The 24,830-nt window shown below is 49.7% G+C and carries 20 protein-coding genes and 1 tRNA gene; 14 read left to right on the top strand and 7 right to left on the bottom strand.

All coding sequences use genetic code 11. The annotated features are described in order from the left end of the window. The first annotated feature begins 16 nt into the window (after nt 1-16). From AC6R1A_RS13485 to AC6R1A_RS13460, 6 genes are all read left to right on the top strand, one after another. Complete coding sequence (locus AC6R1A_RS13485; protein ID WP_500633671.1) at nt 17-1,261, top strand: extracellular solute-binding protein; 1,245 nt, start codon at nt 17-19, stop codon at nt 1,259-1,261. 88 nt (nt 1,262-1,349) lie between these two features. After that, nucleotides 1,350-2,315: a carbohydrate ABC transporter permease gene (locus tag AC6R1A_RS13480; RefSeq protein ID WP_500633717.1), complete on the top strand. Its 966-nt coding sequence runs from the start codon at nt 1,350-1,352 to the stop codon at nt 2,313-2,315. Between the two features lie 2 nt (nt 2,316-2,317). Further along, nucleotides 2,318-3,214 carry a carbohydrate ABC transporter permease gene (locus AC6R1A_RS13475; protein ID WP_334552683.1) on the top strand — a complete coding sequence of 299 codons (897 nt, stop codon included), beginning with the start codon at nt 2,318-2,320 and terminating at the stop codon, nt 3,212-3,214. 13 nt (nt 3,215-3,227) lie between these two features. Next, nucleotides 3,228-4,577, top strand: a complete 1,350-nt coding sequence (locus AC6R1A_RS13470) for a GH1 family beta-glucosidase (protein WP_500632259.1) — start codon at nt 3,228-3,230, stop codon at nt 4,575-4,577. Next, on the top strand, nt 4,577-5,668 hold the full coding sequence (locus AC6R1A_RS13465) for an ABC transporter ATP-binding protein (RefSeq protein WP_500629012.1): 1,092 nt from the start codon (nt 4,577-4,579) through the stop codon (nt 5,666-5,668). Before AC6R1A_RS13470 ends, AC6R1A_RS13465 begins: the two co-directional genes overlap by 1 nt. Before the next feature lie 86 nt (nt 5,669-5,754). Then, entirely contained in the window at nt 5,755-8,166 is a 2,412-nt protein-coding gene (locus tag AC6R1A_RS13460; protein ID WP_500633672.1) for a glycoside hydrolase family 94 protein, read from the top strand. Between the two features lie 39 nt (nt 8,167-8,205). Here AC6R1A_RS13460 and AC6R1A_RS13455 read toward each other — a convergent pair whose 3' ends face one another. Beyond that, nucleotides 8,206-9,156, bottom strand: coding sequence for an aldose 1-epimerase (locus tag AC6R1A_RS13455; protein ID WP_500633673.1), 951 nt, complete (start codon nt 9,154-9,156; stop codon nt 8,206-8,208). 66 nt (nt 9,157-9,222) lie between these two features. Between AC6R1A_RS13455 and AC6R1A_RS13450 the strand changes: the two genes are divergently transcribed. From AC6R1A_RS13450 to AC6R1A_RS13435, 4 genes are all read left to right on the top strand, one after another. Continuing rightward, nucleotides 9,223-12,315, top strand: coding sequence for a GH116 family glycosyl hydrolase (locus AC6R1A_RS13450; RefSeq protein ID WP_500633674.1), 3,093 nt, complete (start codon nt 9,223-9,225; stop codon nt 12,313-12,315). Nucleotides 12,316-12,482: 167 nt separating this feature from the next. Then, nucleotides 12,483-13,499 carry a LacI family DNA-binding transcriptional regulator gene (locus AC6R1A_RS13445; RefSeq protein ID WP_500629016.1) on the top strand — a complete coding sequence of 339 codons (1,017 nt, stop codon included), beginning with the start codon at nt 12,483-12,485 and terminating at the stop codon, nt 13,497-13,499. 62 nt (nt 13,500-13,561) lie between these two features. Next, nucleotides 13,562-14,473, top strand: a complete 912-nt coding sequence (locus AC6R1A_RS13440; protein ID WP_500633675.1) for a histone deacetylase family protein — start codon at nt 13,562-13,564, stop codon at nt 14,471-14,473. 2 nt (nt 14,474-14,475) lie between these two features. After that, on the top strand, nt 14,476-14,958 hold the full coding sequence (locus tag AC6R1A_RS13435; protein ID WP_500633676.1) for an NUDIX domain-containing protein: 483 nt from the start codon (nt 14,476-14,478) through the stop codon (nt 14,956-14,958). 74 nt (nt 14,959-15,032) lie between these two features. On the opposite strand, the gene AC6R1A_RS13430 is transcribed toward AC6R1A_RS13435, so the two are convergent. From AC6R1A_RS13430 to AC6R1A_RS13405, 6 genes are all read right to left on the bottom strand, one after another. Then, complete coding sequence (locus AC6R1A_RS13430) at nt 15,033-16,301, bottom strand: DUF3526 domain-containing protein (RefSeq protein WP_500633677.1); 1,269 nt, start codon at nt 16,299-16,301, stop codon at nt 15,033-15,035. Then, on the bottom strand, nt 16,298-17,734 hold the full coding sequence (locus tag AC6R1A_RS13425) for an ABC transporter permease (RefSeq protein ID WP_500633678.1): 1,437 nt from the start codon (nt 17,732-17,734) through the stop codon (nt 16,298-16,300). Before AC6R1A_RS13425 ends, AC6R1A_RS13430 begins: the two co-directional genes overlap by 4 nt. Before the next feature lie 2 nt (nt 17,735-17,736). Beyond that, complete coding sequence (locus AC6R1A_RS13420; RefSeq protein WP_334552662.1) at nt 17,737-18,453, bottom strand: ABC transporter ATP-binding protein; 717 nt, start codon at nt 18,451-18,453, stop codon at nt 17,737-17,739. A gap of 130 nt (nt 18,454-18,583) precedes the next feature. Continuing rightward, nucleotides 18,584-18,766: a diguanylate cyclase domain-containing protein gene (locus AC6R1A_RS13415; protein ID WP_500633679.1), complete on the bottom strand. Its 183-nt coding sequence runs from the start codon at nt 18,764-18,766 to the stop codon at nt 18,584-18,586. A gap of 262 nt (nt 18,767-19,028) precedes the next feature. Then, a tRNA-Ser gene (locus tag AC6R1A_RS13410) sits at nt 19,029-19,119 on the bottom strand. Between the two features lie 75 nt (nt 19,120-19,194). Next, a complete protein-coding gene (locus AC6R1A_RS13405; protein ID WP_500633680.1) occupies nt 19,195-19,905 on the bottom strand; it encodes an oligogalacturonate-specific porin KdgM family protein in 711 nt (236 codons plus the stop codon). Between the two features lie 627 nt (nt 19,906-20,532). On the opposite strand from AC6R1A_RS13405, the gene AC6R1A_RS13400 reads away from it, so the two are divergent. The 4 genes from AC6R1A_RS13400 to AC6R1A_RS13385 are packed head-to-tail and all read left to right on the top strand — an operon-like array spanning nt 20,533 to nt 24,772. Then, nucleotides 20,533-21,417: a carbohydrate ABC transporter permease gene (locus tag AC6R1A_RS13400; protein ID WP_334552657.1), complete on the top strand. Its 885-nt coding sequence runs from the start codon at nt 20,533-20,535 to the stop codon at nt 21,415-21,417. A 2-nt stretch (nt 21,418-21,419) separates the two neighbouring features. Then, a complete protein-coding gene (locus AC6R1A_RS13395; RefSeq protein ID WP_334552655.1) occupies nt 21,420-22,319 on the top strand; it encodes a carbohydrate ABC transporter permease in 900 nt (299 codons plus the stop codon). Between the two features lie 15 nt (nt 22,320-22,334). Then, entirely contained in the window at nt 22,335-23,471 is a 1,137-nt protein-coding gene (locus AC6R1A_RS13390) for an ABC transporter ATP-binding protein (RefSeq protein WP_500632241.1), read from the top strand. A gap of 17 nt (nt 23,472-23,488) precedes the next feature. After that, nucleotides 23,489-24,772, top strand: coding sequence for an ABC transporter substrate-binding protein (locus AC6R1A_RS13385; RefSeq protein ID WP_500633681.1), 1,284 nt, complete (start codon nt 23,489-23,491; stop codon nt 24,770-24,772). Nucleotides 24,773-24,830: the final 58 nt, after the last annotated feature.

Below are 24,830 nucleotides of genomic sequence, written 5' to 3'. Positions count from 1 at the left end.
AGATTAAGGATAAGACATGAAATTTAAGACCTTAGCGCTTTCGAGCGCGGTTGCACTCGGGCTTGCTGCCACAGCGACAGCAGCAGACAGTCAAATTCGTTTTGATGGATTTCCAGATTTTGACAGCAGCTTAAAAGTGCTTCTGCCTGAATTTGAAAAAGAGTCTGGCATCAAGGTCGACTACCTGATGAACAACCATGGTGACCACCACACCAAGTTGACCACCAACTTGGCAACAGGGTCGGGCGCAGGTGATGTGATCGTAGTCGATGTCGAAAAAATCGGTCCGTTTGTTGCCTCTGGCGGTTTGGTGAACTTATCTGAGCAATATGGGGCAGACAAATACGCCGATCGCTTTGCGCCTTATGCATGGACACAAGGCAAGGGCGGTGATGGTGATGTCTACGGTATCCCTGTCGACCTAGGCCCAGGTGTGATGTACTACCGTACGGACATTTTTGAGAACGCCGGTATTGATGTCAACGAAGCCATCAAAGATTGGGATTCTTACATCGCGGCGGGTGAAAAACTTAAAGCACAAAATGTCCAGTTGATTGCCTCTGCAGCGGACGTTGCGCAAGCGATTATCTTTACAACTGTGCCGGAAGGCGAAGGTCTGTACTTTGATGCCAAAGGCGAGCCTGTGGTGACGTCTGAGCGCTTTGTTCATGCGTTCGAAGTGGCGAAGCAGATCCGTGATAAAGGCTTAGATGGCCGTATCTTGGCATGGTCAAACGAGTGGTACGAAGGTTTCCGTAATGGCACATTCGCCACGCAGTTGTCAGGTGCTTGGCTATTGGGTCACCTAAATAACTGGATCGCACCAGACACCGCCGGTAAGTGGGGCGTATCGAACCTACCAGATGGCATCTACGGCAGCTGGGGCGGTTCATTCCTTTCTATTCCGACACAATCGACTAAGCAAGACGAAGCGTGGAAGTTGATTGAATACATGACGACTAACCGTGATGTGCAGCTCAAGCACTTTGAAACTATTGCTGCGTTCCCAGCGAACGTGACGACCTACGATGACGATCTGTTCCAAGAAGAAGTGGTCTTCCTCGGTGGACAGAAAGCGCGTTTGTTGTTTGCTGAAGTGGCGAAGAACATCAAGCCAGTGGCGCCAGCAAAAGGTGACCACGTCGCGCGCTCTATCATCTTAGAAAACGCGTTGATGGAAGTGCTGGATGAAGGCAAAGACATCAAAACCGCACTGCAAGAAGCAGAGCGTTTGATCAAGCGTCGTACGCGCAACCTGTAAGTCAACGTTTGTTTTAAGTTTGGGAGACGCAACTCTGCGTCTCCCTAGGTAAGAGGTCGTTACTATGAATCAAGCAGCGAGCAGCGCCATGGAAACTTCAACCGGTCAGAGTCTTTTTTCTCGCCTAAATTTGAAAGCGCTTACACCGTACGGATTCCTATTGCCGTTTTTGATTATTTTTTCTGTATTTGGGATTTTCCCGTTACTTTTTTCTGTTTATCTCTCGTTCCATGGGTGGAACCCAGTCGAAGGACTCGGCGCGATGCAATATGTGGGGTATGAGAACTACTACATTGCATTGACCGACCCGTGGCTTTGGCGCTCATTGAAAAATACGTTGTGGTTAGCCATCACATCCGGTGTGGCTCAGCACCTTGTCGCCATTCCTGTGGCGTACATTTTGGTGTCAATGGGTGACCGTCTTCGTCATTGGTTAACGTCAGCGTATTTTCTGCCGTTTATTACCTCAACCGTTGCGGCATCGCTGATCTTCTTCAACATGTACTCGCCAAACTCCGGCATCATCAACCAAACCTTGATGGCGTTGGCTGACAGTTCTCTGTTTGGATGGGCGTTCAGTTGGGTGAATGAGTACCAGCCGATTCGTTGGTTAGATGATGCGACTATGGTGAAACCATCGATTGCCATCATGGTGTTTTGGAAATACACCGGTTTCAACATCGTGCTCTACACCACAGGCTTGATGACCATACCCAAAGACATCCTAGAAGCTGCCCGTATGGATGGCGCCAACGCACTGCGCCGTTTTTGGAACATTTCACTGCCGATGATTCGTCCGTTTGTCTTCTTCGCGGTCACCATGACCATCATCGGTAACCTACAGCTATTTGAAGAACCGTTCGTTCTGACACGTGGTACTGGCGGTACGGGTCAATCGGGCCTCACTATCTCCATGTACCTCTACAAAGTGGGTTGGGAATGGCTAGAGATGGGCACCGCTTCAGCGATTTCTTGGTTGCTGTTTGCCTTGATCGCTGCGTGTACCACGATTCAATTCTTCTTCTTCGGTAAAAAAGGCTTAGGGGAGCAATAACCATGACGACTCACTCTGCGACTTCGCCAGTGTCGATTTGGGCAGCCATCAAGCCCAGCGACCGAGCAATTGAAATTTTCACTAAGGTGCTGATGGTCGTATTGGGCATCATTCTGATTGTCTCTGCGATTGTGACGGTGTTTCCGTTTGTTTGGTCGGCGCTGTTATCCACACGCGACCGCACCGAGATCTTTGGTTCGGGCATCAGCTTTGCCATTGGTGACAGCTTGGCGATCAACTACGCCAAACTGCAAGAGATCATGCCTTTTTGGCAAGCGATGTTTAACTCGATTTATGTCGCCTTCCTAGGCACCACGATTTCGCTGCTGTTTTGTAGCATGGGGGGCTATGCCTTCGCTGTGTTCAAGTTCCGCGGCAAAAATATCCTGTTCGGCATGTTGGTTGGGTCCATGATGATCCCGCCCGTGCTGAGCTTGATTCCCTACTTTATGATCGTCAAGTTCCTTGGCTTGCTTGATAACCACATGGCGGTTTGGCTGCCATTTACTACGACGCCGTTTGGTATTTTCTTGATGCGTCAGCACGTTGTGGCCTCGATCCCGAAAGAGTTGCTTGAAGCGGCTAAACTGGATGGAGCGGGGGAGTTTAGAACTTACTGGAGCGTGGTTTTGCCATTGATGAAACCAGCGTTGGCAACATTGGCTATCGTTCAGTTCGTCTTCTTCTGGAATATGTTCATGCAGCCCTTAGTTGTACTGACGACGCCAGAAAACTACGTGATTACTCAAGCCCTGCGCAGTGTGCAAGGGATTCCTAATACGCCATGGGGCGCGGTGATGCTGGGGACCACCATTTCCATTTTGCCTTTGGTGGTGACGTATCTCTTCGCGTCAAAACAGATGATCAGCGGCTTAACGTCGGGTGCAGTAAAAGGTTAGATAAGGTAAGAAAATGAATAAATATCAACTTCCAAGTGACTCAAAATTACGCAGTAAGGAATTTGTCTTTGGTGTGGCGACCTCGTCTTACCAAATCGAAGGTGGCATCCATGAAGGCGGTCGTACGCCCTCTATTTGGGATACCTTTTGCGCCGTGCCTGGCAAAGTCGACAATGGCGACACCGGCGCTGTAGCCTGCGATCACTACCATTTATGGAAACAAGACATTGAGATGATTCATAGTCTCGGTGTGGATGCTTACCGCTTATCCATGGCGTGGCCGCGCATTTTGCCACAAGACGGCGTGGTCAATGAGCAAGGATTGGCGTTCTACGAGCAGATCATCGATGAGTGTCATGCTCGTGGTTTAAAGGTCTATGTCACGCTCTATCATTGGGATCTGCCTCAATACCTTGAAGACAAGGGCGGTTGGTTAAATCGTGAAACCGCTTACAAGTTTGCTGAGTATGCTCAAGTTGTCAGTGAGTATTTTGGCAACAAAATTGATGTTTACACTACGCTTAACGAACCGTTTGTTGCCGCTTTTCTCGGCTACCGCTGGGGAATTCATGCGCCGGGTATCGAAGGGGACAAAGAGGGCTTTTTAGCGTCTCATCACTTGATGCTTGGCCACGGCTTGGCGATGCCAATCCTGCGCGCCAATGCACCAGCCTCTTTGCATGGCATTGTATTTAACGCGACGCCGTCTTACCCACTAACGCCAGAAGACCAAGGCGCGGCGGATTACTGTGAAGCGGAGAGTTATCACTGGTTCATGGATCCGGTACTTAAAGGGGAGTACCCAGCGGTGGTGATGGAAAAACACGCCGCCAATATGCCGATGATCCTAGAAGGTGATTTGGCAGTGATTTCAGCGCCGGTGGATTATGTTGGCCTGAACTACTACAGCCGCAGCGTTGCCCGTTACAACGAGCAAGGTGAGATTGAGACCATCAAACCGCAAGAGTCGGAGTACACCCACATTGGCTGGGAAATTTATCCACAAGGTCTGACGGATCTCTTGGTGCGCTTTAAAGAGCGCTACGCCAATCTACCGCCTGTCTATATCACAGAAAACGGCGCTGCCGGTGATGATGACGTCTGCGAGGGCCGCGTTGACGACACGCAACGTGTGGCGTACTTCCAATCGCATTTAGAAGCGGTCGACAACGCTATCAAAGCGGGCGTTCGCGTCGATGGTTATTTTGCGTGGAGCCTGATGGATAACTTCGAATGGTCATTTGGCTACCACCAACGTTTCGGCATCGTCCATGTCGATTACCAAACTCAACAAAGAACTTTGAAACAGAGCGCCATTGCCTATCGCAATATGTTGCTAGAGCGCGCTGAGGAGAACAACTAATGGCTAAAGTAGAATTTCGTAACATTAAAAAATCGTTTGGTGATGTGGACGTGGTAAAGCACTTCGATTTTACCGTCAATGATGGTGAGTTTGTGGTGTTCCTTGGCCCTTCTGGCTGCGGTAAATCGACCACGCTGCGCATGCTCGCGGGGTTGGAGAGCATCTCCTCAGGCGATATTTTTGTCGGCGACAAGCTGATGAACAAAATCGATGCCAAAGATCGTGATTTGGCGATGGTGTTTCAAAGCTACGCGCTCTACCCGCACATGACGGTGTACGAGAACATCGCGTTTGCCCTCAAACTAAAAGGGATGAAAAAGCCAGACATCGACGTTGAAGTGCGCAAAGCCGCCAAAATGCTCGAGCTCGAACCTTTGCTTGAGCGTAAACCGAAAGAGTTATCGGGCGGTCAGCGCCAGCGAGTGGCCATGGGGCGCGCTATGGTTCGTACACCTAAGGTGTTCTTGTTTGATGAACCTTTATCGAACCTTGATGCGAAGCTGCGCGGTGTGATGCGTGAAGAAATCAAGCAACTGCATCGTGAGCTGAAAACCACCACGATTTACGTGACCCACGATCAGATTGAGGCGATGACGCTCGCCGATCGCATCGTCATTCTCAAAGATGGCTATGTGGCGCAGGTCGGTACGCCAACCGAAGTCTTTAAACGCCCTGCCAACAAATTTGTTGCGCAGTTCATCGGCAACCCGTCGATGAACATGTTGGATGCGAAGTTGATTGAAAAGCAAGGGGCGTTCTTTGTTGCCCTTGGCGATGTCGAGATCCCATTGCCAGAGCGTTTTAAAGCGCACGCGTCGAAAAATCTCGCACTGCACTTTGGTGTGCGCCCAACCGATATCCATTTGCGTGCTGAGCAAGTGGACCATGACCGCGTGCTGCCGATTCCTGTCACTATCAAAGACAAAGAGCTGCTCGGCGCCAGCATTTTGCTGAAAACCGAGGTCAGTGGTCAGCCGTTGATGGTTGAAACCCAAGCGGCAGAAGTCGATGTGAAGGATTTGACTTTATACCTCGATCTCGACGCGATTCATCTGTTTGACGCGCTGAGCGAAAACTCGCTCGCAAGTTAAGGCTGCTACTCACGGCGAATCTAATTCGCTTTATTACACGATTTAATGATTTGCTCCCTCGGATTGGGGGAGCCAGGGATAGTGACATGAATTTCGGATATTTTGACGACAACAACAAAGAATACGTCGCCACCACACCATGTACGCCAATCAAGTGGTGTAACTACGTGGGCACACTCGATTTTGGCGGCTTGGTCGACAGCAATGGCGGCGTGGTATTGTGTAAAGGTGACCCAGCCCTCAACCGCATCACCAAATACATCGCTCAGTTGCCCAACTCAGAGTTTAAAGGGTCGACCTTATACCTAAAGGTGAAAAACCACCAAGGCGATGTTCAGGTGTTTTCACCCTTCTATACGCCGACGCTCAAACCTCTCGATAAGTTTGAGAACCATACCGGGCTGTCATACACCACCATCATCGCCGAAGGGTATGGGGTGCGCTGTGAGGCGACCTTCTTTGTACCCAAAGATGCGCCCGTCTTGCTCGAAGACATCCGAATCACCAACATCAGTGATGAGGTGTTGCACGTAGATGTTGTGCCAGTGTTCGAATTTACCCATTTTGATGCCCTTAAGCAGCTCGTCAACGCGGACTGGGTGCCGCAAACGATGACGCTCAACGCGCATCAACAGGCGAGCGGTCATACCGTCTTAGAGCAATACGCTTTTATGAAGCGCGATTATGCCGTTAACTTGATGACCGCCGACCGAGTGGCGACCTCATTCGATGGCGACCGCCAAGTGTTTCTCGGTAATCACGGTTATGGCAGTTGGGCCGCGCCAGAGAAGTTGTTTGCAGAGGAACTGGGCAACAGCGAGTGTTTACGTGGCGACAACATCGGCGCGCTCAATTTGCGTTTGGGTTGGATTGAGCCTCAAGCAAGCGAGCGCACCGTCGTGCAACTGACGCAAATGTCGAGTTTGGCTGAGGCCGCGCCCATGCTGGAGAAATACCGCGATCACGCCCAAGTGGACAAAGCCTTTACTGAGCTAGCCGAACATTGGCAATCTTACTTGGCGACCGTACAGGTAGAAACGCCCGATCCGGCGATGAACTCGATGCTTAACATCCACAACCCGCGTCAGTGTCATACCACTAAGAACTGGTCACGTTACTTGTCTCTGTATCAGCTTGGCTACGGTGCGCGTGGTATTGGTTTTCGAGACTCATCACAAGATACCTTGGGCGTGATTACCCATATGCCGGAAGAGGCGCGTGAGTTTATTGAGCGCCTTTTATCGGTTCAAAACCAAGATGGCTCCGCGATGCACCAGTTCTTTCCCTCTACGATGGAAGCCAATGCTGGTGACTCGCGAGAAGAAGAAGACCGACCGGATTACTATGGCGATGATCACTTGTGGATCATTTATGCCGTCACCCAATACGTCAAAGAGACTGGCAACGGTGCGTTTCTCGACAAATCGATTCCTTTTTATCAAAAAGATAAACAGGGTCAACCGCTTGAATCTGCCTCAGTGTGGGAGCATTTATGCCGAGCGATAGAGTTCACGCGCAGCAACACCGGTCAACACGGATTGCCGCTATTGGGTTTTGCAGATTGGAATGACACGGTTAACTTGCCCACTGGCGCTGAGTCGATGATGGTCGCCAACATGTACGGTAAAGCGCTGTTGGATATGCTTGATTTGTGTCGCTTGCGGGGTGATGAGCAACGTGCGCAGCAATACCAAGCCCAGTACGAGCAGATGAAATCCACCGTCAATGAGTGTGGATGGGATGGCGAATGGTTTATCCGTTATTTTGATGAGCAAGGCCAGCCGATTGGCTCACACATCAACGCGCAAGGGCAAATCTACACCAATGGTCAAAGCTGGCCAGTGATCTCTGGGTTTGCTGATAGCGAGCGTGCCACCACGGCGCTGAATTCTGTCCACTCGAAACTCAATACCGCCAACGGGATTAAGCTGTCAACACCAGGCTATAACGGCTTTGATCCTAACTTAGGTGGCGTCTCGACGTATCCACCTGGGGCGAAAGAAAATGGCGGCATCTTCCTGCACGCCAACCCTTGGGTGATGATTGCTGAGGCGAAGATGGGCAATGGTGATCGAGCGTATCAGTACTATCGTCAAATCAATCCTGCCTCGAAAAATGATGCGATTGAGACATTCGAATCGGAGCCCTACTGTTACCCACAAAACATTCTGGGTGATGAGCATCCGCAGTTTGGATTGGGACGTAATGCTTGGCTATCGGGCACTTCGTCTTGGACTTACGTCGCGGGCACACAGTGGATTTTGGGCGTAAGACCAGACATCGATGGATTGATCATTGACCCCTGCATTCCTAAAGCGTGGCCAGAATTTCGTGTGACTCGACAATTTCGCGGCGCCACGTACCACATCCATGTCGATAACCCTAACCGGGTGAGTAAGGGGGTGGCTGAGTTACGTGTCAACGGTGAACGTGTCGAGGGCAATAAAGTGCCCGTATTGGCGGCGGGTGACCACCGCATTGAGGTGACGCTAGGCTAACCAATGCTCGGGGAGGTTAGCCTCCCCGACGATGGTGCATCAGCGCCGTGGCTGATAGTGCGCGTGGCATTGCCACTCAAACTGCGCGGTTTGCTCGGGGTTAAGTTCCAATAAACCCATGTGATTGTTAAACGCATCAGCAGGGCATGACATAGGTTCAATAGCAATACTCGGCTCCGACGCTGGTGTGTAGAGCTGAATAAAAGGGTAATTTGCCCCTTGCTGGTAGTCGAGATGGGCTTGTTGATCCGCTCGGGTTAGGGTGAGTGATTGATCACTGCTGTGATGAAATCGATAGCAATGATTGAGTGTGACATCGGCGAGCGTCGTTGGGTTACTGAGGGCGGTGTTGCTCGTGTATTCGCCGGTGGGTAAATCATCGCGGTGTACGACCTCTTGATGAGGGCTTAGGCTCAGTTGGCACTGCGCCAGTGAATCACCGAGCGAAAAATAAGGATGCCAAGCATCGCCATAAGGGAAAGGGGATTTGCCGGTATTGGTGATCTCGGTATCACAGCGAAGGCGGCCATTATCATCAATGTGATAGCAGACGTCGAGCCGGAAAGCGAACGGAAAACCGCCGGCAAGATGGTCGGTCTCATAGCGAAAACGCGCCGTGGCGAAGTGCTCTTGTGCATCGGTTTCAACGACTTGAAACGGTTGATTGTAAAGTAGGCCATGTACGGCATGTTCAGACCAAGGAAAGTTAGACGGTAATCTGTAGTCATGCCCTCGGTAGTGATATTGACCGTTTTTTAGGCGGTTAGGGAAGGGAAACAGTTTGGCACTACGAGAGAAAAAAGGGTGAGATTGAATCACATTTTGACTGTCTTGGTAGCCGACAATAAATGAGAAAGGACTATGATTGACCCGATATTGGTTAATAATGGCACCAAAGTCTTGAATAATTTCGACGCAGATGCCGAGTTTTGAATTTAAGAGTGTTGTGGAGTGAAAATCTCCAAATTTCCCTTTAACGATTTTAAACATATTAATATCTCCTTTGAAGATGATATTAATTGATGAATGTAAATATTCAATGTTGGTTTTCACATTATGATAAATAAAATTCCATACACTTCATATTTTGGTCCATCGGATGTTCTGTGCAGTAAAGGCAACGCCGTTGAATTTATCCAGCCTTGGTATACGCCTATCTCAACCACCCCTGAAAATACAGGGATGGCGGTGGGTGGTATTGGCAACACTTTCACCTTAACGCCGCAAGGTAAAACGCCGAATTTTAGTTTCATTCCTGGTATATTTATTGATTGCCAAGAGGATGATGTCTACTTCAACGATTTCTATATTTCTGTGATGGATGAACATCACGTTGAGAATCTGGATATATCGGATTTTTCTGAAGCGAGACTGTATTTAAATTACTATCCAGCGATATTTTTACGTGATATATCACAATGTAATAATAAAGATGAGCTACTATCCTTAATTAGGGAAACCATTTTTTCTGGTCAGTTCTACTTGATCAACAAAGAGTACTTCCTACGCTGGAATATTGAATTTAGCGCCGCAACGCACCAGGCAATTCAGGCTGACGAGACAAGCGTTGAGACTCAGTTACTGGTCGCGATCGACTTTTTTAATGGTCTGTTAGTCAATGGGTCGACCCACGCGTGGTCATTGACACCGCAGCGTGGTGCAGTGGTGCCTTCTGTTGAGGCCAGTCGAGTGCATTATCGGGCGCTGTATCCGTTGGCGGATTATGACTATCATGGACTCGGTGATATTGAGTTAACTCGCCAAGTGGTCTCTCCTGTGGTGAAAGATGCCCCAGAACTTTGCAGTCTACCTTTGCACTGGAACCAATTTCAGCTCACCAACCGCAGTAATAAAGCTCAGTGGGTCACAGTGGTTCAGCCGCTGAATAACTTGATGGGAGCGACCTACCAAAAGGCGCGAGATGGCGTACAAGATTCGTGTTGTCACTTGGTGCAAAACCCGATTGGGCATCAGCATCAACCGATTGTGCTTGACCAAGGTGAGACGCAGTTCAGTGGTGTGCGCTTGGCGTCCAACTCACCGTATGCCAGTGATATTGAAGGCGAGGTGATCTACGGCGTTCAAGCGTCAGCGAGCACAGTTCAAGCGGGTAAGATAACCGTGTCGCTTAAGTCACAGGTTTACGCCAGCAAGGCGCAGCAACAAGTGTGGCGTGCACTGCATACAGGGCGAACCAATGATCATTTTGACCGCGGTATCTACAGTGGCCGTGAGCCACTCAGTGCTCTAGTTTGTGTTCAGGTGAAGCTTGAGCCGGGTGAAACGCAATCGCTGCGTTTCGCGCAAGTGATGGATCACAGCAAAATCCTTCTCGACGGTTGGCAAAGTCACAAAGCGTACGCTCGCTACTTCCCTGAGCCATCGCGCGCTGAAACGATATTAACCCAGACCTTGCCTAAGCTTTCAGAGATAGAGCAGCGTATTGTCACCCAGCAACAAGGCTTTTATGACCAGGCGGTGGCCAAGTTTAGTGGCCAAGAGAGTGCCCAGCGTTACGCGACGATGGCGATGAACAGCCTCTCGTTTTTAGCGGAATCAACCGTCTGGGACGTCGAAGATACCTTGCTGGTCAAAGAGTGTGTCGATTATCCCTTCTTTAACTCACTGGATGTTTATTTTTACGGTTCATTCTCACTGCTGTATTTGTTGCCGCAACTCGATGGGGCGGTAATGAAGCATTTTGCGCGGGCGATTATGGCCAGTGACGCTACTCTGCGGCGCTATTGGGAGTATGAAGACAAACCTTACGCTGAGTTGGTTGACGAAAAATACCAAGGCACGCGTGCCGAGCGCGGCGCGGTGATCCACGATCTTGGCAGCCCTTACGATATTCAGCCAGATGCCTACAGTTGGCACAACGTCAAAGAGTGGAAGGATCTCGCACCTAAATACATCTTGATGGTTTACCGCCACTGGCAGAAAACCGGCGATCAGGCGGTGGTGGAACAGTGCTGGCCGGCGGTGAAAGAGAGCATCGAGTACCTCAGTCAACTGATTGGCCCCGGTGAGGATCTACCTTTGACGCGTGGCACGGACGATACGTTTGATAACCTGTCGTCTCATGGCATCTCTATCTACTGTGGTAGCTTATGGGCCGCAGGGTTGCGCGCGGCAGCTGAGTTAGCTCAATGTGTTGGTGAGATGACGCTGAGCGAGGGTTACAATGAACGTAGCGAGCGCGCTTTGGCAACCCTTGAACGTGCCTTATGGGATGAGAAGCAAGGCTATTACCACTTTTTCGTTACACCGGTCCAAGCCAAGCATCTGACAGGAGAAGGTTTGGCTGAGCTACAAGGGTTGGGGTTAGCGGTGAGTGGTGACGCAGTGCACGATGCCGCGGTGTTGAACGCGTATCTTGATGAGATCGACGAGGCGAGTGACGATGGCCAAAGGGCGCAGCGTAAAGTGAAGAAGCAGCGGTTATTGAGCCGCGTACCCACCGCCTTTACCCCTCAGTTTGCTGAGCTGGTGGAGGATTCAGATAACAGTTTTGGTGATGCGTTACTGGCTGACAGCTACCTGCAATTGGTGGGGCTACCTCGCTTGTTTGCGCCGCAGCGGACTGAGCGAACTTTGGATTTTATCTACCAAACTAACTTTGTTGCCAACAGTCCTAAGCTGGGGGTGGCGAATATGACCTTAGCGGACGGGCGTCCTCACGAGGCATTCCAAGCGCAAGATGTCTGGATTGGTGTGCAATTCAGTGTTGCCACCGCGCTGCGTTTGGCGGGTAAGCAAACGCAAGCGGAAACCTTGATGGATACCGTCTATCAGGCGCTATACCAAATGGCGAAGATTCCTTTCGCCGCGCCAGAGGGTTTCAATTGCTCGGTCGTGGTGACGCCAGAGTCGATGGCGCAGCGATTTGACATCGATAAGACTCGCGCTCAGCAGTGGGTATCGTATTTGCAACACTTAGGTCATCTACTTAGCGATGGGCGTGTGAATCCAAATCTGACGGATGATGCCGATGCGTTTATTCGCTCTCTCGCGTCTGACGAGTTTGCTGCTAAGGATAATTGGCCGGATCACGCTGAGCTGCATAAGTGGTTACTCAGCACGGGGTTAAAGTACACCGCAGGGCGATACTTCAGACCGGGAATGATTTTCGCTTATCTGTACCAATAATGAGGGACGCGCATACGTGGGCGCAGGCAGAGCGATGTCATATCTGGTTGCCATTGAGTTTTGCCTGAACCTCACAAAGCCGCAATCGTTGGGATTGAGTACACGACTCAGTCCCATTATAGTTCAGCCACTTACGGTGAGTGACTCATGATGAGCCGAGCAACCTTATGACAAACAAGAAGAAAAAATCCCCCACGGTGTACGATGTCGCGACGTTGGCTGGCGTCTCGCCTAGTACGGTGTCGCGTTTTTTAAATCGCACCACCTATGTTTCTGATGACAAGAGCCACAAGATCGAGCAGGCGATCACCACGTTGGGCTACAAGCCCAATTTTCATATGCAGCAAAGCACGACTCGTCGCTCGATGACGATTGGTGTGCTGATTCAGCATCCAGACAGTCCTTACACCAGTCGTATTCTCAATGACATGGAGAACGTATTGCTGGCGCAAGGCTACTCCTTGGTTTTAGCGACTGGACATTGGCAAAATAAGCTTGAGGTTCATGCGCTTGAGTACCTGATGAAAAGCAACGTCGATGGCATCATCATTGTGACGGGCAATTTGAGCGAGCAGTCGATTCTCACCACGGCGAAATCCATTCCGGTTGTCGCGGTAGGTTATGACATTCAAGGGGAGAACGTTCGCTCCTTGAATCTAGATAATGTACTGGGCGGATATATTGCAACGTTGCACCTGTTGCAACTTGGCCATGTGAATATTGCCCACATTAAAGGGCTCTCCAGTCAACCAGATTCGGGGGCACGCTTTGCCGGTTACAAGAAAGCGTTAACTGAAGCGCAAATCAAACCCAATCCAAAATTGATCAAACAGGGCGATTTCAGCTCTGAAACAGGGTATGAGAAAACGGTTGAGCTAATTGAATCTAAAGTGCATTTCTCTGCGTTGTTTGCCGCTAATGATCAAACGGCCTATGGCGCAATGAAAGCCCTAACTGACCACGGTTTTAGAGTGCCAGAGGATGTCTCCATCGTCGGTTTTGATGATTTGCCCACCTCTCAATACTTTACGCCCGCTTTAACAACATTGCGTCAGCCGATTGAAGAGATTGGCGCCGTCTCTGCGCGTTCGATGTTGAACTTGTTGTCAGGCGAACGACATGAGGCTCGTTTACCACCGATAGACTTGATGATTCGACAATCCACCAAGTCCATCTATCGATAGTCGTTTTCCCTGCGCCCGTGAGCTGCTAGCATGGGCGTTATGGTTACGTGTTTGTTGTCCTCATGATCCCCCTGATATACCACCCGATCTACTCCGATTTACCCTTGCCTGACGGGCATCGCTACCCGATCAACAAATATCGCTATCTGTATGAGGCGATACGCAAGCAAACGCCTTGGCAACACCGTATCGATTGGGTGACGCCCAGTGCCATCACGATGGAGGAAGCCGCGCGTACCCATTGCGGCCAATATCTTGATCTCTTGTGTCGCGGCGCACTGCCTGCTGCCAAAATGCGACGTATTGGCTTTCCTTGGAGTGAGCAACTGATCACTCGCACCCTCACTTCGGCAGGGGGTACCTGTGCAACGGTGGATGCGGCGCTAGAGCGAGGCGTGGCGATTCATTTGAGCGGTGGCTACCATCACGCGCACTATGATTTTGGTAGCGGGTTTTGTCTGATCAACGATTTGGTGATCGCGGCCAAACGAGCCTTGACCAATGAGCATGTGGATACTGTGCTTATTGTTGATAGCGATGTGCATCACGGCGATGGCACGGCGACCTTGTGTCGAGATGAGGCGGAGATCATTACCCTATCGTTTCATTGCGATAAGAACTTTCCGGCGCGCAAACCGGATTCTAATCTCGATGTAGCGCTTTCAAAGGGCACAGACGATGCGACATTTTTAAGTCACTTTACTAGCGTGGTTGAGATGGCTGTGAATCTGCATCAGCCTGATTTTATTCTCTATGATGCCGGTGTGGATATTCACCAAGAGGATGAACTGGGGTATTTTAATGTCTCAACACAGGCGATATATCAACGAGATAGAGCTATGTTTGAAGTAGCGACGAGGCGAGGTGTGCCGATTGCCTGCGTCGTCGGTGGTGGTTATCGCACTCGTCATGAGGATTTAGTGCCGATACACATGCAGCTGATTCAAGCTGCAATGGATGTTTACAAGGATTAGTCATGGAACACAGGATACGTGCCGCGGGCATACTGGTCGATCAAGGCGCCGTGTTGTTGCTCAGAGTCAACGATTTTTCCGGTGAATACTGGATACCGCCGGGTGGCGGCATGGAATCGGTTGACCGCAGCACTAAGGCGTGTGTTGAACGTGAATTCGCTGAAGAGACAGGGCTGAGCGTGAAAGTGGGTGAGCTAGTGTGCGTGCGAGAGTTTCTGGAAACGGAAAACCATCGCTACCATGCCGAGTTCTTTTATCACATCACGCATTATCAAGGCACACCGAACTTAGAGAACCTTAAAGGGCTGAATGACGAGCAGTTTATTCAAAGCGTCGAGTGGGTGCCGATTGAACAGTTGGCAGAGAAACGTCTCTATCCAGTGGAGCTTAAACACAAGTTGTTGGCGCTGATCGAAAGTGGGCACTACGCCATGCATCTCGGCTCTTACATTCAAGGATCGTTTGAAGACATTAATCAGCTTTAACTGAGCAGATTTATGAAAAAGGCGCAGGCAAGTGATTGCTCTGCGCCTTTTTTCGCTCATTGATTGAGTGAGCCTTAGCCCTCGTCAGAGAAAACCGGCATGGCCTTCAGTTCATCATGGCTAAATGGTGCGTCGCCAAACAGCAGCGGGTAGTAGAAGTGTCTCAGCGATTGGTGGAAATCTCGCACACGTTGCTCGTAGCGCATGCTCGCTTTGACATCGGTATTTGCCAGCGATGTCATCCAACGTTGAGTGAGCGTTGAAGGCGAAAGCCACGCTGCATAGCCAGCGGCGGCATCACGTTCGCGTAGCGTTTGGCGATACACTTGTGACAGTGGCGCGGCTTTTTGATCGCCCACTTGCTGAAACGCGTAGTACCATTTCCATTCAAACAGTGATTGCATATCGGTTGCTTGCGCCCATTCTGGGTGGGTAGTTAAGAATGACGCCCAAGTATCAGAAAAGGGTTTGTCCCACGCACCGTTTACCTCTTCGCGTTGCAGCAGTACGATGTCGCCGCCACTTGGACCTGTGATGGTGTGGTTAATCACGCTATCACTGACCACGGGCACCACCACCGTCGAGGCTAACCAAATACCAAGCAAAGCTGAGGCAATGCGCGCCGAGCGCTGACCTTTCTGGGTGAGTGTTTTTCCGATGAGTAAGGTTAACCATGCCCAAAACGCGAGGTGGACAAGCACGATGGCCATCACCGCGAGGACTTGGGTGATGGGCACTGCCATCGTCCATGCACCAAGACCAAAGGGGAGCAACAGTGCCAGCGCGAGGCCCGTGCAGAGAATCAATGCACGCGCCGCCCATAGCGAGCCTTGACGTTTAGCGCTCACTAACAGCAGATCGTAGCGACCCGCTTCGCGCTCTCCCGCCCGTAAATCATGGAGCAACAGAATCACAAACAGAGGCAGTAGTATGCTGACAATAAACGCAAAATCGAAAAAGCCTGCCAAGGAGAGTTCCGGGTTTTGTGCGTCGGTTTCGTAGATCTGCCCTTCGAGCGCTAGCATGCGGATGCGGTGCTTCCAAGAAGTCACATCACGCTGGCCCATGGCAGCAAAGGCAAGCGGCTGAGGCTCAGAGTAGGTGAGGTGGAAGCTGTAGTAAGCGGCGCTGCCGTAGTCGTGCTGCTCGGCGAGAATGTGTTCGCGCTCTGTGGCATCCTTTGCCTGCAAGCGAACCAAGGTCTCTTGCTGCTCACGAATTTCATTTACGCCACTAACGATGGCAAAGCTCGTCAGGGCAAACACAACCAGCAAAAAGCCGACAACGTAACCTTGTTTAGCGAGAAAACGGGTTTCACGGATGAGATCCGTTAAAGACATCATGACATCAATCTCCTAGTCGCGAAACGGATAAGGCCCGCCAGAATCAGTAACCAAAGTCCCATTTGCAACGCATATCGCAGACTTTGGGCGAGGCGGGCGTTGGGCGCTTGTGGCGTAAAAGTAAAAGAGGAGAGCACTTGCCAGTGGTGAGCGTCGACGCGCGCGGCTTTGGCTGTCGCGTCGTTTTTATAGCGGTTCACGTCAGTTTGGTAGTCAAGATCGTGCAGGTGGACGTGGTTTAAGGCTTGAACGAACTCAAAACGCAGATCTTCGGCTTGGCGTAAAAAGCGATGGTGCGTTTCCAAGTTGGTACCGGCCAGCATCATCGAGAGATTAGCCATGGAGACCGTTGGCGATAACCACCCAAATTGGCGCGCAATGTTCGCTTGGTTTTGCTCTTTGTCCATGTTGTCTTCGGCGTAGCGATTGAGCACCTTAGTCAGTTTCTCTTCTGAATACGCGGCGACGGCGCCGCGAAAGTTGACTGGCAACTCGGCGATGTCGTCCACTTGGTATTGCTCAAGGAGATCGCGTTTGAGTTTTTCAAAGGCAGGGTCAGCGGCGTTGTGTCCGTCGCCAAGCTGACGCAGCTCCTCAATCACGCCAAAATCTGTCTCCAATTTGCCCATCGCCGGCGCCAGTGTGGCGGCACTTGAACTGGCAATGCGTGGCATCAACACAGCAAATACTACCCATAGGATAATCAATATGGCGAAGCTGGCGTGACTGCGTTGACTCATGCTCGAGACCCACAGCACCAGCGCGCTCCAAATGACGATGTAGCCAAGGTAACCGGCGATAAAGGCGCTGCTGGTCAAGATACTTTCACCCTCGCCAATGGCGAGCAGACTCGCAACAATCAAGGGTAATAACATGACGACTCCGGCCAAGACCAGTGCCAGGAACTTACCACTCAGCAGTTGACGGGCGTTCACCCCTTGCGTGATGAGTACGGTCAAGGTACCGGCCTCTTTTTCCCGCGTGACGCAGCTGCAACCGACCAAAACAATCAGCAGTGGCAACAGCACCTGGACCAAAAAGGCAGGAGACAGAGAACTAAAGCGTGTCATGCCGCTAGACTGGTTTTGCTCAGCGAACATCGCGGTGTTTTGGCGGTGGCCCTCAAGAAAAATCGCATGGCCCGTGTACGCATCAACGCCAGGATCCAGTGCACTCAATGGCGTGGGATTACGAAACACGTAGTGACCGTAATGGACCATTCGATGTGGATGACGGTCAGGTTGGGCCATAAATTGGGATTCAGAGTACTGCTGAAGTTGGCGACGCTCAGCATCGGCGTGTTGTGTCTCAATATGATTGACCACCACAGATGCCAGAGTGAGTAATACGCCGATCACCAGCACCGTAGCGGCAACTTTGCTGCGACGCCAAAAACGCCACTCATCGAACAGAATAAGGGAGAGAGTTTTCATGCTTAGCCCCTTTGTGCGAACGCGGCGTGGACTTGCTCGGTGTCGATGCTGCCTTGTTCTGATCGCTCAAATAGACCGACAATGCGTCCTTTGTCTAATAGGCCGATTCGGTCGGCCACTTGGCATGCGCCGTAGACATCGTGGGTGACCATAAACACCGTCGTGCCTTGTTTAGCAAGCGCACTGATCAACTGGTTGAACTCGTCAATGGCTCTTGGATCTAGGCCTGATGTTGGCTCATCAAGAAACAGCACGGGCGCTTCACGCAGCAGCGCGAGGGCGATCGCGGTTTTTTGTCGCATTCCTTTGGAATAGCTGGAGAGACGTTGATGCCAGGCATTGGGCTGGAGCGCCACTTGTGCAAGAGCTTGTTCCACCTCAGGACGTGAGCGAGTGACGCCCGAGAGAGACAAAAAGTAGTCGATGTTTTCAAGGCCGCTTAAATGCCCATACAGCATGACGGATTCAGGCAAGTAAGCGACTTTACTACGAATCTCATCAATATGAGTGGTGGTTGAGAGACCGAGTACCTCGGCATGGCCTGATGATGGCGTGACGGTGCCTAAAAAGGTTTTGAGCGTTGTTGATTTGCCGGCGCCATTGCCACCGAGCAAAGCAAAGACTTCTCCTTGTTGGACGCTAAAGTGAACATCATTGAGAACCGGGTTGTGTGCGAACTCGACGCACAGAGCGTTGGCGACGACCACGGGTTGTGTCATGGGAGTTTTCCAAGTTGGTTAATGAGAACTGGTCGCAAATGTTATGTTGTAACGTATTTGCGATCAAGTGGATTAAGTCCACATTTTCATCGCTGTTTATCGACTCTAGGGGGATCGTGGCGCGAAGCCATCAGTCAGAGGCGAGTAAGACGCGGTTGCGTCCTTGGTCTTTGGCTTGATAGAGCGCATGGTCAGCGCGAGAGAGAAGGGTATTGATATCATCGCCATCATGGTATCTGGCGACACCGATACTGATGGTCAATGCGGGAATGTCGGTGAAGGAGAAGGTAGCGACGACATCACGTAGTCGCACAACTTTTCCTATCTTGCTTGTAAATCGCGCTAGCGAGCTGAGCATTTCGTTTGGTATCTAATCGACGATATTTAGTGAAAAGAGAGAGACGAATTTCTCTTGGATAACCCAAAGAAGCTTGCAGGGGAGTTGGAGTGGAAATACGCGTATAAAACACGTTATTGCTTAGCTTTATCAAATACATATGTATCACCTGTGTGTATTAGGTGACATTTGATTGCTTGAAAACGAGAAAGCCCTTGATAAATCAAGGGCTTGAATGTGGCGGAGAGATAGGGATTTGAACCCTAGATACGCTATTAACGTATGCCGGTTTTCAAGACCGGTGCTTTCAACCACTCAGCCATCTCTCCGTGTGGGGCGCATAGTATAGGGGTTGGTTGGGCTTGTAAACCCCTATAAAAACTGTTTGCTTTATTTGTGAGCGGTTAGAACGAGTATTTCACACCAACACGGAAACGAGGCTCGTAAGAGTCTTTACCGTCTCTTGCGTCATCGGTGTTTTGTGCGACCATACCGAGCTCACCAAATGGGCGCCAGCCGTGTTCAAAACCTGAGTACTCACCTGAGAAGTTGACTAGGTTGAGATAGTTGTTGTCGCCTTTGTAGCCTTTGCTGTCCGATTGTTCGAATTTACCTTCGATATCGATACCAAAGCCAAAGTCGCCCATTTTGTAGCCAGACGTGAGGTTCAACTGGTTGTAGTGGCTTGAATCACTGCTTTTTGATTCGTTTTTGTAACCGTAACGGTAGCGAAGTGCCACGTTCCAATCACTGGTAATCTTTTGTGTACCGCGTAGATCGAATTTATGTGTTGCGGCAGAAGAGCTTGCGTCAATGGCGTAGGCAGGCTGTAACGTAAAGCTATCGGTGACTTTGTAGTTGTAGCTGACTTTGGTCTCATGGCCCACGTCTTTCAGTTTAGACAGGTCGAAGCTGTCATCGCCGTAACCCCATTTTACTTCTGCGCTCAAGCCAATACCGTTGTCGAATCCATGCGAAATGGCGAGTCGGTCACGATGTCTCGCGTCCATATCGCCTTCAGAAGCAATGTACTCATGACGTAGGTTCAGTGTCGTTGCATTCACTGCTGTTGCGGTTAGGCCAAGTAGGATGGCGGTGGTTAGGATCTTCTTCATCTAGAAACGCCTTTGTAGCTGTAGTTTTGATGGCGGCTAATGTAGTGATCTTTCTTAATAAAATGAACATTAAAATACTCAAATCGTGATCTATGAAATGATGTTTTATTTTGATGGGAATAACGTTTAAATTTTGTAAATTATTCGATGTTTTGCTTTTGTTATTTATTTTTATGCTCTAAAAATAAAATCATTCATCATCCCGATGTATCCTTTTCCTTGTGTTATTTTATTTATTTGATTTGAATCAATTTTATCCTTACCAAATCAGTTTCTGATGATTTTTTTGGATTAATAATCCATCTTTTCTATTTTTTGTGGCTTTTGTCTCTACTTTTTCGCTGTGGTTAGCGTCTTTTTGGACAGTTATTCTGATGTGTGAGATTGGCGCTTAGGTACCGTTTTTTGTAAAAATTTACAGTTCGCTTGTTTTAAAAAAATGAAAGTAGAACTGCGTTTCACATTTTTTGTGTTCATATCATTAAAAATGTTATTTAAGATCACAATTACATTTTTTCGACGTGAAATCCCTCACAGAGTTGCGTTAAATGAATAGTGAAGCCAGCAGGCGTATTGCTAAGGGAAGTGTCTAACCGGCTGGCATATAACTCTAAAGAGGACGAGAAAATGTATGAAAATCGTAAGCTTGGATTGGCGTACCTGTCTCCCTATATCATCGGGTTGATAGTGTTTACCGCCTTTCCATTTGTGTCATCATTTTTGATGAGCTTCACCGATTACGATCTCATGAATTCGCCTGAATTCGTTGGGATTGAGAACTATCGGTACATGCTCACTGAAGATGATGTGTTCTGGAAGTCAATGAGCGTTACATTCTTGTACGTTTTCTTGACCATCCCAGTCAAACTGGCGTTCGCGTTGTTCATAGCTTTTATCCTGAATTTTAAACTCAAAGGAATTGGCTTTTTCAGAACCGCGTACTACATCCCTTCCATTCTAGGTTCAAGTATCGCTATTGCCGTACTGTGGCGCGCGTTGTTCGCTATAGACGGTGTGCTCAATGGTGCGCTTGGCTTCTTTGGTGTGGAGCCTATCAGCTGGTTAGGTGAACCGGCATTTGCACTCTTCTCCATCACTTTGCTACGTGCTTGGCAGTTTGGTTCTGCGATGGTTATTTTCCTCGCGGCGCTACAAAACGTGCCTCAGTCTCAATACGAGGCGGCGTTGATTGATGGTGCGAGCAAATGGCAAATGTTCTTGAAAGTGACGGTGCCACTGATCACGCCGGTTATCTTCTTTAACTTCATTATGCAAACCACTCAGGCGTTCCAAGAGTTTACCGCTCCGTACGTGATTACCGGTGGCGGACCAATGAAGTCCACTTATTTAATCTCTCTCTACATCTACGAAACCGCGTTCAAGTTCTTTGACATGGGTTACGGCAGTGCTTTGGCTTGGTCATTGTTTGTTGTTGTGGCCATCTTTACGGGCATTACGTTCCGTTCATCGAAGTACTGGGTCTTCTACTCTGGCGATAAGGGAGGGAAATAATCATGTCAGTTATTACGGTTGAAAATCAGGCGGTTGACAATGGTGCAGAGAATGCGCGTACGATTCGCCGCGAAAAAATCAATGCCTTTATTCGCTATGTTGTGTTGATTGGTGTGGGCTTTTTGATGCTCTACCCACTGCTGTGGATGTTCACGGCAGCCATGAAGCCCAACCATGAAATTTTCTCGTCGATGAGCCTTATCCCCTCTGAATGGAGTCTGGAAGGGTTTATCAATGGCTGGAAAACAGGGACTGAATTTACCTTCGGTCACTACATCTTAAACACGTTCTATTATGTGCTACCAAAAGTATTCTTTACGGTTGTCTCTTCGACTATCGTGGCCTACGGCTTCGCTCGATTTGACATCCCGTGGAAGAAGTTCTGGTTTGCGACATTGATTGCGACCGTGTTACTCCCTCAATCGGTTCTGCTTATTCCTCAATATGTAATGTTCCGTGAGATGGGGCTGCTCGATAGCTACTTACCGCTGTACTTGCCTTTGGCATTTGCAACGCAAGGCTTCTTCGTTTTCATGTTGGTTCAGTTCCTACGCGGCGTACCAACAGATATGGAAGAGGCAGCGATGATCGATGGCTGTAATTCACTTCAGGTACTTTGGCATGTTGTCGTACCGGTGATTCGTCCTGCGATTATCTCGGTAGCGCTGTTCCAGTTCATGTGGTCGGTTAACGATTTCTTGGGTCCACTGATTTATGTCTCAAGTGTCGAAAAATACCCGATTGCACTGGCTCTGAAGATGTCAATTGACGTCACTGAAGGGGCGAAGTGGAACGAAATTCTAGCAATGGCTTCTATCGCCATCATCCCATCCATCGTGGTGTTCTTCATGTCTCAAAAGTACTTTGTTGAAGGCGTCACCAGTAGCGGTATTAAAGGTTAATTTGGAGTAAGAACAATGGCTGAAGTGAAATTTAAAAAGCTAGAGAAAGTATATTCAAACGGTTTCAAGGCGGTACACGGTGTCGACTTGACCATCAAAGACGGTGAGTTCCTCGTCATCGTTGGCCCATCAGGTTGCGCGAAATCAACCACGCTACGTATGTTGGCGGGCTTGGAAAACATCACCGGTGGTGAAGTGACCATTGGCGGCAAAGTGGTCAACAACTTGGCGCCCAAAGATCGGGGCATTGCGATGGTGTTCCAAAACTACGCCCTTTACCCACACATGACAGTAAAAGAGAACTTGGGTTTTGGTCTTAAGTTGCAAAAGCTGCCCAAAGACGAAATCGAAGCGCGCGTTAATGAAGCAGCCAAAATCTTGGAGATTGAAGAGTTGCTCGACCGCTTACCGCGTCAGTTGTCAGGGGGCCAAGCACAGCGTGTGGCAGTAGGCCGCGCTATCGTGAAAAAGCCGGACGTATTCTTGTTTGACGAGCCACTGTCAAACCTAGATGCCAAGCTTCGCGCGTCAATGCGTGTGCGCATCTCGGATCTGCACCGTCACCTTAAGAAAGAGGGCAGCTCTGCGACGGCGGTTTACGTGACGCACGACCAAACCGAAGCAATGACCATGGGCGATCGCATCTGTGTGATGAAGCTCGGTGAGATCATGCAAGTCGATACACCGGATGAGCTCTACAACAACCCCGTCAATATGTTTGTGGCTGGCTTTATCGGTGCACCGGAGATGAACCTACGTGATGTTCAATTGCACGATGAAGAAGATGGCTTGTACGTGGCGATCGGCGACCAGCGTTTGAAACTACCACAAGCGAAAGCGGAGCAAATTCGCTCACACAAATGTGAGAAAGCAGTGCTCGGTATTCGCCCAGACAGTATTACCTTGCAGATGGCTGAAGATGATGCTCTACCGACGATCACAGGCGATGTGGTGCGTATGGAGAACATGGGCCATGAGGTGTTTGTGTACTTTAGAGTGAATAATCAAGAATTTACCGCTCGTGTGCCGATTGACGATGTGAAAGACAAGCTGGGCATGGAAACGCGCAGTAATGTTAAATTCGTTGTTGATATGCAAAAAGCGCACATCTTTAACAAAGAAACTGAACAGAACATTTCTTTATTACGATAATAATTGGAGAAACATCCATGAACAAAAAGGTACTGACTACTCTTATCGCGTCGGCGATTGCCGCCACCTCTGCACCGTCTTTTGCTGACGTTGAACTGCGTATGTCTTGGTGGGGCGGTAACTCACGCCACCAAGCGACGTTGGAAGCGATTGAGAAGTTCCAACAAAAATACCCAGACATCAAGGTCAAAGCAGAATACACAGGTTGGGATGGTCACTTGTCTCGCTTGACCACACAGATCGCAGGTAACACTGAACCTGATGTGATGCAAACCAACTGGAACTGGCTGCCTATCTTCTCTCGTGATGGCGGTGGTTTCTACGACATGAGCCAAAAGGCGGATGCGCTGCACATTGCGAACTTCCCGAAAACGGCGATGGACATGACCACAGTCAACGGAAAAATCAACGGCTTACCAGTCAGTATGACGTCCCGCGTGTTCTACTACAACAAGCAGAAGTGGGAGCAAGCTGGGGTGGATTACCCAACTAACTGGGACGAGTTGATGGCCGCGGGTAAAGCGTTTGAGAAAAACCTCGGCGCGGATCACTACCCACTGGTTATTGAAGCGCGCGACGTATTTGCGATGAACCGCTCTTACATGCTGCAAACCACGGGTAAAGACATCATCAGTGCTGAGACCAACATGCTCAACTACGAGCAAAAAGAGATGGAAGCCTTCTTCCAGCTTTATGTGGATCAGGTCAGCAATCACGTTTTCCCATCAACCAAAGAGTTCGCTTCGTACGGTAAAGGCAACTTGTATGAAATGCGCCCTTGGATTGACGGTCGCTTCGGTGGTCTATACATGTGGGATACGGCTATCGCGAAATACACCGCGAACCTTGATCCTTCAATGACACTGGAGCTAGCGCCTTACCCAATGGCGCCGGGTGCAACTGACTCAGGTCTGTTGGCGCGTCCTTCGATGATGTTCTCGATTGGTCGTAACACTAAGCACCCAGAAGAAGCGGCGAAATTAGTCGACTTCTTGCTAAACGATCCTGTGGGTGTTGAGGCGCTAGGTCTCGCTCGTGGTATTCCATTGAGCACCGCTGGCCTTACAACGTTGGATGCCAAAGGCGAAATCGACCAAGAAAGCTTGTCTTACCTAGGTTACTTGCAAGCTCAATCGTTGCCAAAAGAAGTGCTGCCAACCACATACACAGACAACGCTCAGTTGATGGAGCTGTTTAGTGAAGTGATGCAAAAACTGGATTACGGCCAAACTGATGCGTCTGGTGCTGCCAAAGACTTCCTACGTCGCGGCGACCGCATCTTGAAACGCATGGCGAAGTAATCGCTTGAGTAGGGCGCGAAGTCAGATGGCTTCGCGCCTTTTTTCTTTTGGTCAACTT

It is taken from the genome of Vibrio sp. R10-SG3-ISO3 (assembly GCF_059834225.1).
Note: the sequence above shows the minus strand (reverse complement) of the source record. Positions and strands in the feature narration are given on the sequence as shown.